Origin of the sequence: Janthinobacterium sp. GW458P (assembly GCF_002127585.1) — a bacterium.
Taxonomy (GTDB): domain Bacteria; phylum Pseudomonadota; class Gammaproteobacteria; order Burkholderiales; family Burkholderiaceae_D; genus Janthinobacterium.
Genome location: NZ_NEGZ01000001.1, coordinates 241,827 through 254,421, shown reverse-complemented (window position 1 = coordinate 254,421; position 12,595 = coordinate 241,827). Strand labels below are relative to the sequence as shown.

Below are 12,595 nucleotides of genomic sequence, written 5' to 3'. Positions count from 1 at the left end.
ATGGCAAGCAAGTTGTTGACGAAATTCGGCCTGCCCCTGGTGGGGCTGGCCTGTGCCTTGCTGTTGTGGTCCGTCGGCGTGACGGCGCTGGAGAAATCCACGCCGATCGCCACCGCCTTTGCGCCGCTGCCGACGGCGCTGGCGTTCCGGGAAATGCTGGGCGGCGCGGATATCTGGCTGCATGTAGTACTGAGCCTGCAAAGGGTGGGCGTGGGTCTGGGATTGGCCATCGTCATCGGCGTGCCGCTGGGCGTGCTGGTGGCCATGTCGAAGAGCTTTTCCGGCGCGGCCATGCCGCTGTTCCAGCTGCTGCGCATGATTTCGCCGCTGTCGTGGATGCCGATCGCCGTGATGGTGCTCGGTGTCGGTGACGCGCCCGTGTACTTCCTGCTGGCGTTTGCGGCCGTCTGGCCGATACTGCTCAATACGGCCGCCGGCGTGGCGCGGCTCGATCCGAACTGGCTGCTGCTGGCGCGCAGCCTGTCAGCCACGCGCAGCGAGATCGTCTTCAAGGTGATTTTGCCGGGTATCACGGCCGATATTTTGACGGGCGTGCGCCTGGCCATCGGCATCATCTGGATCGTGCTGGTGCCGGCGGAAATGCTGGGCGTCTCGGCGGGCCTCGGCTATTTCATCCTCGATACGCGCGACCGCCTCGCATATTCGGAGCTGATGGCTGCCATCGTGCTGATCGGGATTCTAGGTTTTATCCTCGACTACCTGGCCCGCGCCGCGCATGCGCGCTGGCTGCACGTCAAGAACTAGCCTGCTCCAGCGGCAGCGCGGCGGCCACCGCCGCCTGTGTTGCCGCCGCCAGTTCGCGCCGGTGCGCGTCCAACGTATCGGCAGGCGCCAGGCAGGTCAGGCGCGCGGTGATCGGCGGGCCGCTCAAGATCGCCACCATGCTTTGCGCAAAGCTCATCTCGCCGATGAAGTCGACGGCGTGGTGCAACTCCCCCTTGTCATCCACGTACACGAGCGCGAACGGCTGCACCGGTACCTTTGCGTCAATGGCCGCCTCGAACAGGTTGGCATGAAACGGCAGGATCTGTCCTTGCGCGGCGGTGGTGCCTTCGGGGAAGAACGCAATACGCTCGCCCGCCGTCAACTTATCCACCAGGCCCTGGAAGATCAGGCGCAGGTCGCGCTTGCTGCCACGCGAAATGAAGATGGTGCCGGCGCGTCCCGCCAGCCACCCCAGGATAGGCCAGGCGCGGATTTCCGCCTTGGCGACGAAACGGCAGGGGTGGACGGCATTGATGACGAAGATGTCGAGCCACGAAACGTGGTTCGCCACCACCATCGCATGGTCGAGCGCGGGCACGCTGGCCGCCGGCTGCGCCACGTGCACGCCGCAGATGTCGAGCAGCTGGGTCGACCAGCGGCGAATGCGCCGGTTGCGCCCTTCCAGGTCCAGCCAGGGAAACAGCACGGCGCTCTTGGCCATGCCGCAGCTCAGGTGAATGGCGATGCGCGCGAGGCGGTAGGTAAGCAGAAGTTTCAAATCACACCAACAAATAAACCAGAACCGAAATCCGGGAGCAGACAAGGGATGCCGGGGCAGCGTGCCCCGGTCCGCGGATCTGATTTTTTTAACGCTGAAACGCCACCCGTCCAGCCACGACGGTCGCCTTGACGATGCCGCTCAGCTCATAGCCGAGGAAAGGCGTGTGCTTGCCCTGGCTGGCCAGCGAAGCCGACGACACGGTCCAGCGCGCGGCGGGATCGAAGACGCAGATGTCGGCCGCTTCGCCCACGGCCAGACTGCCGGCCGGAATGCCGGCGACACGGGCCGCGTCAGACGTGACCTTGGCCACGGCGCGGGCCAGCGGGCGCGCGCCCGCCTGCGGCTGCTCCAGAGCATAGTCATCGGCCCATTTCAGGGCCAGCGACAGCAGCAGTTCCAGGCCCGTGGCGCCTGGCGACGCTTCGCCGAACGGCAGCAGTTTTTCATCGTCGTCGACAGGCGTGTGGTCCGAGCACATGGCGTCGACCGTGCCGTCGAGCAGGCCGGCGCGGATCGCGTCGCGGTCGCGCTGGCTGCGGAACGGCGGCGTCACACGCGCGTTCGGATCGAAAAAGCCGATGTCGGCGTCCGTCAGGTGCACATGGTGCACGCCCACGTCGCAGGTAACGGGCAAGCCTTCGGCCTTGGCGGCGCGGATCAGCTCCAGGCCCGCCGCCGACGAGATGCGGCACAGGTGCACGCGCGCGCGGCTGGCACGCATCAGTTCAAAAATCGTGTGCAGCGCGATGGTCTCGGACATCACTGGCACGCCGGACAAACCCAGGCGCGACGCCAGCGGACCGCTGTGGGCGATGCCGCCACGGCCGATGTGCGGATCCTGCGGGCGCAGCCAGACGGTGTAGCCGAAGGTGTTTGCGTACTGCATGGCGCGCAGCAGCACGGTGGTGTCTTCGATCGGCTCTTCCGCCTGCGCGAAACCGATGCAGCCCGCTTCCGTCAGTTCCGCCATTTCCGTCAACGACTGGCCCTTCAGGCCCATCGTCAGCGCACCCAGCGGGTGCACGTGGGCCTTGTTCTGCGTCTTGGCACGGTACTTCAGCATTTCCACCAGGCCTGGCTCATCGAGCACGGGATCGGTGTCAGGGGGGCAGACCAGGCTCGTGACGCCGCCCTGCAGGGCCGCTTGCAGCTCCGATTCCAGGGTCGCCTTGTATTCGTAACCTGGCTCGCGCAGGCGCGCCGACAGGTCGACCAGGCCGGGAGAGACCACCAGGCCGGCCGCGTCAAAGGTCGTATCGGCGGTGAAGCCGGCCGGGGCGCTGCCCACGGCCAGCACCTTGCCGTCGGCGATAAACAGGTCTTGCAAGCCATCGATGCCGTTGGCGGGGTCGATCAGGTGGCCGTTCTTGATATGTAGTGTCGTCATGCTCGCTTACTCGTCCTTGGGCTATCAGCCCTGATTACCAGCCAAAATACTCATCACCGCCATGCGTACGGCGATACCGAACGTCACCTGCGGCAGGATCACCGCCTGCGGACCGTCGGCCACGGCCGAATCGATCTCCACGCCGCGGTTCATCGGACCCGGATGCATGACGATGGCGTCCGGCTTGGCCAGCGCCAGGCGCTCGGGCGTCAGGCCATAGCTCTTGAAGTATTCCTGCGCCGACGGCAGCAGCGCGCCGCTCATGCGTTCATTTTGCAGGCGCAGCATGATGATCACGTCCACGCCCTTCAGACCTTCATCCATGTTGGTGAAGGTGCGCACGCCCATCTGCTCCAGGCCGCCTGGCAGCAGGGTGTGCGGGCCGATGGCGCGCACTTCCGGCACGCCCAGGGTGGTCAGCGCATGGATGTCGGAACGGGCCACGCGGCTGTGCAGGATGTCGCCCACGATGGCCACCGTCAGGTTGGTGAAATCCTTCTTGTAGTGGCGGATCGTGTACATGTCGAGCAAGCCCTGGGTCGGGTGCGCGTGGCGTCCGTCGCCCGCATTGACCACATGGACATGGGGCTGCTTCGTGTCGATCAGGTGCTTGGCGATCAGGTAAGGCGCGCCCGACTGCGCATGGCGCACGACGAACATGTCGGCATGCATGGCCGACAGGTTGTCGATGGTGTCGAGCAGGGACTCGCCCTTGCTGGCCGAAGAAGCCTGGATGTTCAGGTTGATGACGTCGGCTGACAAACGCTTGGAGGCGATTTCGAAGGTGGTGCGGGTGCGCGTGGAGTTTTCAAAGAACAGGTTGAAAACGCTTTTGCCGCGCATTAGCGGCACCTTCTTGACATCGCGGTCGGAAATGCCGACGAACGAGGACGCGGTGTCAAGGATGTGGTTGACGATAGACTTCGGCAAGCCTTCGATAGTCAACAGGTGTTGCAGTTCGCCGTGTTTATTCAGTTGCGGATTAAGCATGGTGGGTGTCTATGGTGAGCGTGAATTTTCCATCGTCGGCTTGCTTCAGGACCAGGGCCTGGCCCGGTTGCACGGCAGTGAAGGCGGCCACGAAATCGGCGGCTACCGGCAACTGGCGTTCACCGCGGTCGACCAGGGCCGCCAGCATGATCTTGGCCGGACGGCCATAGTCGAACAATTCGTTGATGGCCGCGCGCGTGGTGCGGCCCGTGTACAGCACGTCGTCGACCAGCAGGATGGTGGCGCCGGCCACGTCAAAGCTGATTTGCGTCGGCTTGACGTCAGCATGCAGGCCTTTCTGGGCGAAGTCGTCGCGGTAGAACGAGACGTCAAGCACGCCCAGGCGGCCGATCAGGTTCAGGTCGCGCGCCAGGCGTTCGGCCAGCCAGGCGCCGCCCGAATGAATGCCGACGATGGCGACGTTGGGAATGCCCGCCAGGCCGCTCTGCACCTGCTGCAGCAAGTCTGCATACAGGGCCTCGGCGTCGAGTTGGGAAGGATTCGTAGGATGCGGCATAGAGTTCTTAATCATTCAGGAATGGAGGCTAAGGTCAGATTAATAATTCGCGTCAAAATACTGCTGCAGGATGATGGCGGCGGCACGGTCGTCGATCACCTCACCGCGCTTGGCGGCAATCACGGCCGAGGAATAGCGCTCGTCAACCAGTTCCACGGGCAGGTTGAAGCGGCCGTGCATCTGATTGGCGAAACGCCGGCAGCGCGCGCTCATCTCGTGTTCCGTGCCATCGGGATGGCTGGGCAGCCCTACCACGATACGGCTTGCGCCCCATTCCCTGATCAGGCTGGCAATGGCGGCGAACTTCGGTTCATTCGCCGTCTCCGTGATCACGCTGAGTGGTTTGGCCTGGCAAATCATGGTATTGCCGATGGCTACGCCAATGCGCTTCAACCCGAAATCGAAGGCGAGGATGGTGTCGATGGCGTCGCCGCTCATGCGTGGCCAGCCTCGCTCGCCAGCATGAGGGGGTCGATGCCCAGCAATTTGATGGCGGCCACGTAGCGCTGCTCGATGGGGAAATCGAACAGGATGTCGGCTGAGGCGCCCACCGTCAGCCAGCCGTTGCGGCCGATCTCGTCTTCCAGCTGGCCCGGGCTCCAGCCCGAATAGCCGATCGAAACGAGCATGCGCTCGGGGCCATCGCCGTTGGCGACGGCCTCGAGCACGTCGATCGAAGTAGTAAACGCGATTTCATCGGTCACCGTCAGCGACGAGGAGTAACGCGCGCCCGGCGTATGCAGCACGAAGCCGCGATCGTCCTGCACCGGTCCGCCAAACATGATCGGCTCATTGATGATGGGCGTGTCGCTGCCGGCCGCCAGTTTCAGGTCGATACGCTCGAACAGCACTTCCATGGTCATGTCGGTGGGTTTGTTGATGACGACGCCAAGCACGCCGTTTTCATTGTGCTCGCAAACGTACACAACCGTCCCGCCGAAGATGGGGTCTTGCATCGCCGGCATCGCAATCAGGAAATGGTTGGCCAGATTCAAAGTGGAAGAACCCGTTGCGGCCGGTTCCCCGACACCCTGCATCAATCGATGTCCTGGTAGAGTCTGGTCGATTTTACTCTTCTTCATACGCGATGCTCTCTCTGTGGGCTTGCTGGCAAGTCTCGCTTACCCCTGCTGTCATACGCCGGACTGACCACGCGGCGCGGCACTGGTGGCCGCGCGACGCTGTGATGCCGGACGCTATTATTGTTGTAAATTCAATTATAAAAGTTCGCTTTGCGTGTTGCGGCACATCAGTTCAAAGCCCGATTATCGGCTCTGCTCCTTCCATTGCAACATCATTGTAAAATTGACCGCAAAATGGTTGTCGCACGCGAAACACGGTGAACATACCCGGTAGTTTACACTGAATTGCCATCGCAGCGACGTCGAAGGCATGACGCGAGCGGCCATAAAGCCGCTTGAACGGCGAAAAACCGACTATTTTTGACCCTAAACACAGAAAATAATGACGATTAAGACTTCCCTGGTATGGTTCCGGCGCGATTTGCGCGCATTTGACCATGCTGCGCTGCATCACGCCCTGCGCCAGAGTCAGGCCGTGCATTGTGTATTCATCTACGACACAAGCATCCTGGCCGCCTTGCCGCGGCGCGACCGGCGCGTCGATTTCATCCATGCCAGCGTGGCCGAACTGGCTGCCGAACTGCGCCAGCTGGGTGGCGACCTGATCGTGCTGCACGCGGATGCGGCCCAGGCCATCCCGCGTCTGGCCGCCGAACTGCAGGCGGACGCCGTCTTTGCCAACCACGACTACGAACCGCAAGCCATCGCCCGGGACGCAGCCGTGGCTGCCGCGCTGACCGCCGACGCGCGCCTGTGGTTCAGCTTCAAGGACCAGGTGATCTTTGAAAAGGACGAGGTGCTGACGCTCTCGGCCAAGCCTTACACCGTCTACACGCCGTACAAGAATGCGTGGCTGAAGAAAATGCGCGCCGAACCGGCCTGCCTGGCGCCGTTCGCCATCGAGCCGCACGCGGCCAGCCTGGCGCCGCCGCGCGCCGGGACACCCGCATCGTTGCCCACCCTGGCAGAGCTGGGCTTCGAGGCCAGCAACCTGGCCGACCTGGCGATTCCGACCGGCATGTCCGGCGCCAGCAAGCTGTTCGAGGACTTCCTGCCGCGCGCAGCGCGCTATGACGTGGCGCGCGACTTTCCCGCCCTGAAGGGGCCGTCCTACCTGTCCATGCATCTGCGCTTCGGTACCGTCTCGCTGCGCTACCTGGTGCGCACCATCGTCGACCTGATGGATCGGGGCGGCGGCGGCGATGGCGCGCCCGTGTGGCTGGCAGAGCTGATCTGGCGCGACTTCTACGCCATGATCCTGTACCAGAACCCGCACGTGGAAGGCGGCGCCTTCAAGCCGGCCTATGACGCCATCGCCTGGCAGACAGGGCCGGAGGCCGACGCCAGATTCGCGGCCTGGTGCGAAGGACGCACTGGCTATCCGCTGGTCGACGCGGCCATGGCGCAGCTGAACCAGACCGGCTATATGCACAACCGCCTGCGCATGGTCACGGCCTGCTTTCTGATCAAGGATCTGGGCATCGACTGGCGCCGCGGCGAAGCGTATTTCGCGCTACACCTGAACGACTTCGACCTGGCATCGAACAACGGCGGCTGGCAGTGGGCCTCGTCGTCCGGCTGCGACGCCCAGCCCTACTTCCGCATTTTCAACCCGATCACGCAATCGGAAAAATTCGATGCTGGCGGCCGCTTCATCCGCCGCTACCTGCCGCAACTGAAGGCGCTGGGCGACAAGGAAATCCACGCGCCATGGCTGGTGCCGCGCATGCTGCTCGAACAGAAAAACATCGTGCTGGGACGCGACTATCCGCATCCCATCGTGCAGCACGACGAAGCGCGCAAGGAGACCCTGGAACGCTATGCGGTAGTCAAGGCGGTAGCGTAGATCAGGCACCCGCCAGCAGGCACTCCACCTCGGCCAGCAGCTCATCTTCCTGGAACGGCTTGCCGAAATAAGCATTCACGCCCAGTTCAAAGGCATGCGTGCGGTGCTTGTCAGCGCTGCGCGAGGTGATCATGATGACGGGAATGGCGCGTGTTTTTTCATCGCTGCGCACATTGCGCGTCAGGTCAAAGCCGTCCATGCGCGGCATTTCCACATCGACCAGCAGCAGCGCCGGCAGGGTCTCCGCTTCCAGTGCGTGCAGCTGCTCCAGCGCATCGACACCGTCTTTGGCCAGCAGCACCTGATAGCCTTCGCGTTCAAACAGACGCTGCATCACGCGACGCACGGTCAGAGAATCGTCGACCACCATGACGCAGGCGCGCGGCGCGGCCAGCCCGCTGGCGGCGCTCCGCTGTGCGCTGCTCGCCAGCACGTATTGCGACAGCAGTTCGGGGTGATGCTCCAGGTGCTGCGCCAGGGCCACCGGGTTCAGGATCAGCACGATGTCGCCCGTGCCCAGCACCGTGGCGCCGGCAATGCCCGGCATGCGCGCCAGTTGCGGCCCCACATGCTTGACCACCACCTCGCGGTTGCCCAGCACATCGTCGACCTGCAGCGCCAGCCTGTCGTTGCCATTTCTCAGCAGCAGCACGGGCACGTAACGCTGCACGGCCTGCGCCGCTGGCGTCTCGCCCAGCATGGACGAGAGGTGATGCAGCGCCAGCGCCTGTCCGTGCGACTCGATGCAGCCGGCTGCCTGCACCTGCTCCAGCTGCTCGCCCTTCAGGTGCAGCACCTGCTCGACCAGCACAGATGGCAAGGCATAGGTCTTGCCGTGTGCCGCCAGCAGCACCACTTGCGTGACGGCCAGGGTCAGCGGCAGGTGGATGGTGAAGCGCATACCCTGGCCCGCCTGCGTCAGCGTTTCCACGCGCCCGCCCAGGGCCAGCGCTTCGGAGCGCACGATGTCCATGCCAAAACCGCGCCCAGCCAGTTCCGTCAGGCTATCGGCGGTGGAAAATCCCGGCGTAAAAATCAGCTCGGCCGCCTGCGCGTCGCTCAACTGCGCGTCCGGCGCCAGCAGGCCGGCGCCGTGCGCCTTGGCGCGGATGCGCTCCAGGTCCAGGCCCCCGCCATCGTCGGAAAAGGCGATCTCCACTTCATTTCCCTGCTGGCTCACCTGCACCAGCAGCTCGCCCGTTTCGCTCTTGCCCGCCGCCAGGCGCGCGTGGCGCGGCTCGACGCCGTGCACGATGGCGTTGCGCAGCAGGTGCTCAAACGGCGCCGCCATGCGTTCAAGCACGCTGCGGTCGATCTCCACGCCGCCGCCGCGGATATCGAGGTTGACCCGCTTGTCGACTTCCTTGGCGCTTTGCCGCGCCACGCGAAACAGCCGTTCGGCGATGCTGGCAAACGGCACCATGCGGACCTGCATCAGGTCGCGCTGCAGTTCGCGCGTCAGGCGCGCCTGCAGCACCAGGTCGTCCGTCACCGCGTCGACGCTGTGACTGAGGTTCTCATGGAAAGACGCCACATCGTTGACGCTTTCGGCCATCATCCGCGTCAGTTCCTGCAGGCGCGTAAAGCGGTCGAATTCGAGCGGATCGAAATCGCGTTCGCTGCCCACGGCCATGCGCGAGGCGATCTGCGACTCGGCCTGCATTTCCACTTCGCGCAACTGGCGCCGCAGGCGCTGTAAATTATCGGAAAACTCCGCCAGCGAAGCGCCCAGCACGCCCACTTCATTTTCCATTTTCGAGCGCGTGATCGATACCTCCCCCGCCTGGTTCACCAGGCGGTCGAGAATATCGGCGCGCACGCGCACCAGGGCGGCCTTCGGTTCGGCGGCCGGTGTGTCTTCCATGCCCGGCAAGGGCAGCAAAGGCTGCTGCAACTGTTCGAACAGGTGCAACGCATGGTCGTAATGGGCCAGCAATTCCTCGAACGCCTGCGGCGTGGCTGTGCCGGCATGCAGCATGTTTTCGATATGCGTTTCAATTTCATGCGCATGCTGGCCCAGGCGCATGGCGCCCGCCATGCGCGCGCTGCCCTTGACCGTATGCAGGGTGCGCAACAGCATCTGAGCCTGACCGTTGTCGTGCGGGTGCTGCTGCCAGCTGCGCAGCGCCTCGCCGATCTGCGGCAGCAAATCGGCGCCTTCCTCCAGGAAGACGGACAACAGATCGAGATCGAGTTCATCGCTGATGCCGGCGCTGGCGGCAAGCAGCGCGGCCGCATCCGCCGGCATGATGGCGGGGACCAGCGCCTCCGGCAGCGCGTGCTCCAATGGCGGCGCGTGCTCGAAGCCGGCGTCGAACAGGTCATCGCTGGCGCCAATGTGCAGTTCTGGCGCGGCTGGCGGCGAGGACGCCGCCTCGCCGACAATGCTCGCATACGTTGCCTCGAACAAGGTATCGAGCTGCGAAACAGGAACCTCGGCCGACGCCTCGGCGGCAGGCACCGGCATGCCGACGATGCTGGCGTAGGCGGCGGCAAACAGGGAGTCCAGCTGCGCACCCCTGCTCTCGCCAGGCATTGCCGTCAAGGTGCGCCACAAGGTATTGAGCGTTTCGACCATGTCCGGCTGCGCTGGAGGCAGGTCGCCCAGCGCGAAAGCCTGCAGCATCTGCGCGATGCGCTGCGTGGCCTGTTCCAGCACGTCGTGCTGCGCATCCTGCAAGCCGGCCAGCGGCGGCACCACGCTTTCTATGGTCGTCTCCAGCGCCAGCGCCAGGTCGCGCAAAGACTGGAAACCCACGGTGCCGGACGTGCCCGCCAGGGTATGCACGGCTTGCAGCGCCTCCGCACTGACGGCGCGCTGCTCATGGCGCCACTCGCCAAAGTCGCGCGTCAGCACGCGCAGTAATTCGTCCGTCTCGGCCAGGTAGATGTTGTACAAGGGCAGGCTGATGCGCAGCTCACCCACGTGTTTCAGGTTATCGTCAGGCGCTTCGTGCACCAACGGTGCAGTCGCTGCGGGAAAACCGATCACATTGCCGTTGCTGCTCACCGGTGCGGCCGCCTTCGCCACCGTCTCGGGTGCGACGGGACGCGGCTTGCGCAGTACGAACGGTCCGCCTTCGCGCACGCGTTCGGCCGCCATCAGCAGCATGCCTGCCTCGCGTTCGCGCCCCGCTCCCCCTTCCAGTTCAGCCACCCATTCGCTGAGCTGGTACCAGCCGTAATTCAACAGGGTAAACAGGTCGTCGCTCGCCGGGCGCGCCTCGGCCAGCCAGGTATTCATGACGCGCTCCATGGCGCCAGCCGCTTCGGCAAACTGCGCCAGGCCGATCATGCGGCTGCTGCCTTTCAAGGTGTGGAAGGAACGGCGCAGCATGGCCAGGTGTTCGCCGCTGGCGGCCTGCTCGCGCGGCAAGGCCAGTGTCGTGTCGACAAAGGCCAGCACTTCGCGCGCCTCGGTGAGGAAGATGTCGAGCATCTCCGCGTCGACTCCGGCCGTCGCCGGCGCCGCCTCGCCGGTAGACGGCACGGCCGGCGGCAAGGCCTGGTCCAGCAGCGGCACGGGTACCGTACCGGTGGCAGCCACCTTCTCAAATGGCAGCGCGCGGAAGCTGCCGGCGGCCGCGTCAAAATGAAAGCGTCCCTTCGCCGCTTGCGCATTGCGGCCCAGCATATCGACAAAAAAACCCAGCGCGCTGACATTTTGCGCGATTTCGTCGAGCGCTGCGGCCGGTGCCTCGCTGGAGGACAGCTGCCGCACTGCCGCATCGATCTGCCGCACGGCGGCGCCGGCATCGTCCTGGTCCAGTCCGGCCAGCTGCTCCTGCAACTGCTGCAGCACCGCTCCCACACCATCAAGGGCGGCGTGCCGCTCCCCGTCCACGTAATACTCGTTGAGCAGTCTTTCCACCTGCCGCAGCCCCGTTTTCATGTCATCGGCCAGCGCAGCAACGGTCTGCCCCTGTTCGATCTGGCGTGACAGCTCACCAGCGGCGGCAGGCGGGGCCTCACCCGCCAGCAGCGCCTGCAGGCGCGCGGCGATGGTTTCCGCATTGCCCGCGAAATCATCGGGCAGGCGGCGCACCTGCTCCAGCCCCGTGTCGGCAAACAGCAGCGCGGTGCCGATTTCCAGCTCCAGAGGGGCACTGCGGCCACTGGCCACGGCCTGCTGCGCCACGGCCGCGCACTGGCGCAGCAAACTGGCCAGGGCCGGCAGCTTCAGCACATCGCTCTGCGCCGCCACCTGGTGCAAGGACTGCTCGAATGCCGCGCCCAGCGCCGGATCGAGGTCAGCTTGCGCCAAACGGCTCCAACTGACCCGCGCCTGCGCCAGGGCCGCGCGTGCGCCGTGCAGCGCATCCTGGTCGACCTGGCCATAACGCCGCGTTTCCACGTCGTCGGCCACCAGGTCATCGAGCGCGAAAGCGGCGCGCAGCTGAAGCGCCGCCGGCGTCGGTTCGGCTGCCGCGGCGATAAAGAACAGCGCATCGCGCAGCATCGCCTCGGGCAGGCTCCCCGCGCCCTGCGCCAGGCGCCGCAATTGCAAGTTAATCAGGCCAAACAGCTGCTTGGCGTACAGGCCATGCGCGCCCTGCCCGCTGGCGGCCAGTTCGGCGAACGCCTGCATGACGAACCAGAAGGTGCGCGCCGGCGCTTCCTGCTGTGCATCGGCCACCAGGGTCAGGGTTTCGTGCAGGGCAGCGGCATGCTGGCGTTGCGCGCCGGCGTCTGCCGCCTTCAGGAAGGGCAGCAGGGATTTTTCAAAGCGGCCGCGCCAGGCTGGATAGTCCGCCACGCAAGGCGTGTCGGACAGCGCGATGGCATGCCCTTCCAGCATGGCGGCGGGCGGGAAAAACAGGTCTGCCGGGTGGATGCGCTCCGCGCCGAGCATGGCCTGCAGGGCGCGATAATAGGGGAACAAACGGGTGGGCTGCGGCGGCGTGCCGGCTACCAGGTCTTCCAGGTATTCGATGAGGGCCAGATACAGCTCGGCGACGACCTGCGCATGGTCCACCGTGTATTCCAGGCTGCCGTCGCGAAAGCGCGCCAGCGCCTGTTCCGCACTGGCCGTCAACAGGCTGGCGCCGGCCACGTCGACCATCACCAGAGCGCCATGCGCCTGGTGCAGGTGGGAACGCGCATGCTGCAACGCCGTGGCGCGCTCCTCGCGCGCGCGGCCACCCGCCTCGAACAGGGCTGTTTTCGAGCGGCCCAGCGCTTCGCGGATCTCCACCATCACCCACGACAGGGGTTCGCTGTCGAACGACTTGGACTGCTGCGGACTATCAGGTGTGCTCATGCATGC

At 65.0% G+C, this 12,595-nt stretch carries 10 protein-coding genes; 2 read left to right on the top strand and 8 right to left on the bottom strand.

Annotation, left to right across the window (positions count from 1 at the left end):
• On the top strand, window positions 1-765 hold the full coding sequence (locus tag CBW50_RS01090; protein ID WP_172404643.1) for an ABC transporter permease: 765 nt from the start codon (window positions 1-3) through the stop codon (window positions 763-765).
• On the opposite strand, the gene CBW50_RS01085 is transcribed toward CBW50_RS01090, so the two are convergent.
• The 7 genes from CBW50_RS01085 to CBW50_RS29225 all read right to left on the bottom strand — a co-directional run bounded on the left by CBW50_RS01085 (window position 755) and on the right by CBW50_RS29225 (window position 5,964).
• Complete coding sequence (locus CBW50_RS01085; protein WP_086143779.1) at window positions 755-1,504, bottom strand: 1-acyl-sn-glycerol-3-phosphate acyltransferase; 750 nt, start codon at window positions 1,502-1,504, stop codon at window positions 755-757. The two genes, CBW50_RS01090 and CBW50_RS01085, sit on opposite strands and share 11 nt — an antisense overlap.
• Window positions 1,505-1,592: 88 nt before the next feature.
• Window positions 1,593-2,894, bottom strand: coding sequence for a dihydroorotase (locus tag CBW50_RS01080; protein ID WP_086143778.1), 1,302 nt, complete (start codon window positions 2,892-2,894; stop codon window positions 1,593-1,595).
• A gap of 24 nt (window positions 2,895-2,918) precedes the next feature.
• Window positions 2,919-3,884 carry an aspartate carbamoyltransferase catalytic subunit gene (locus CBW50_RS01075; RefSeq protein WP_034746695.1) on the bottom strand — a complete coding sequence of 322 codons (966 nt, stop codon included), beginning with the start codon at window positions 3,882-3,884 and terminating at the stop codon, window positions 2,919-2,921.
• On the bottom strand, window positions 3,877-4,401 hold the full coding sequence (pyrR, locus tag CBW50_RS01070; protein WP_086143777.1) for a bifunctional pyr operon transcriptional regulator/uracil phosphoribosyltransferase PyrR: 525 nt from the start codon (window positions 4,399-4,401) through the stop codon (window positions 3,877-3,879). Before pyrR ends, CBW50_RS01075 begins: the two co-directional genes overlap by 8 nt.
• Before the next feature lie 39 nt (window positions 4,402-4,440).
• Window positions 4,441-4,839: a Holliday junction resolvase RuvX gene (ruvX, locus tag CBW50_RS01065; RefSeq protein WP_226935425.1), complete on the bottom strand. Its 399-nt coding sequence runs from the start codon at window positions 4,837-4,839 to the stop codon at window positions 4,441-4,443.
• Entirely contained in the window at window positions 4,836-5,438 is a 603-nt protein-coding gene (locus CBW50_RS01060) for a YqgE/AlgH family protein (RefSeq protein WP_086143983.1), read from the bottom strand. The genes ruvX and CBW50_RS01060 overlap by 4 nt, the downstream gene beginning before the upstream one ends.
• Window positions 5,439-5,655: 217 nt before the next feature.
• Entirely contained in the window at window positions 5,656-5,964 is a 309-nt protein-coding gene (locus tag CBW50_RS29225; protein WP_172404632.1) for a hypothetical protein, read from the bottom strand.
• Between CBW50_RS29225 and CBW50_RS01055 the strand changes: the two genes are divergently transcribed.
• On the top strand, window positions 5,866-7,329 hold the full coding sequence (locus CBW50_RS01055; RefSeq protein WP_086143776.1) for a deoxyribodipyrimidine photo-lyase: 1,464 nt from the start codon (window positions 5,866-5,868) through the stop codon (window positions 7,327-7,329). The genes CBW50_RS29225 and CBW50_RS01055 overlap by 99 nt on opposite strands.
• A 1-nt stretch (window position 7,330) precedes the next feature.
• Here CBW50_RS01055 and CBW50_RS01050 read toward each other — a convergent pair whose 3' ends face one another.
• Window positions 7,331-12,589: an Hpt domain-containing protein gene (locus CBW50_RS01050; RefSeq protein WP_172404642.1), complete on the bottom strand. Its 5,259-nt coding sequence runs from the start codon at window positions 12,587-12,589 to the stop codon at window positions 7,331-7,333.
• Window positions 12,590-12,595: the final 6 nt, after the last annotated feature.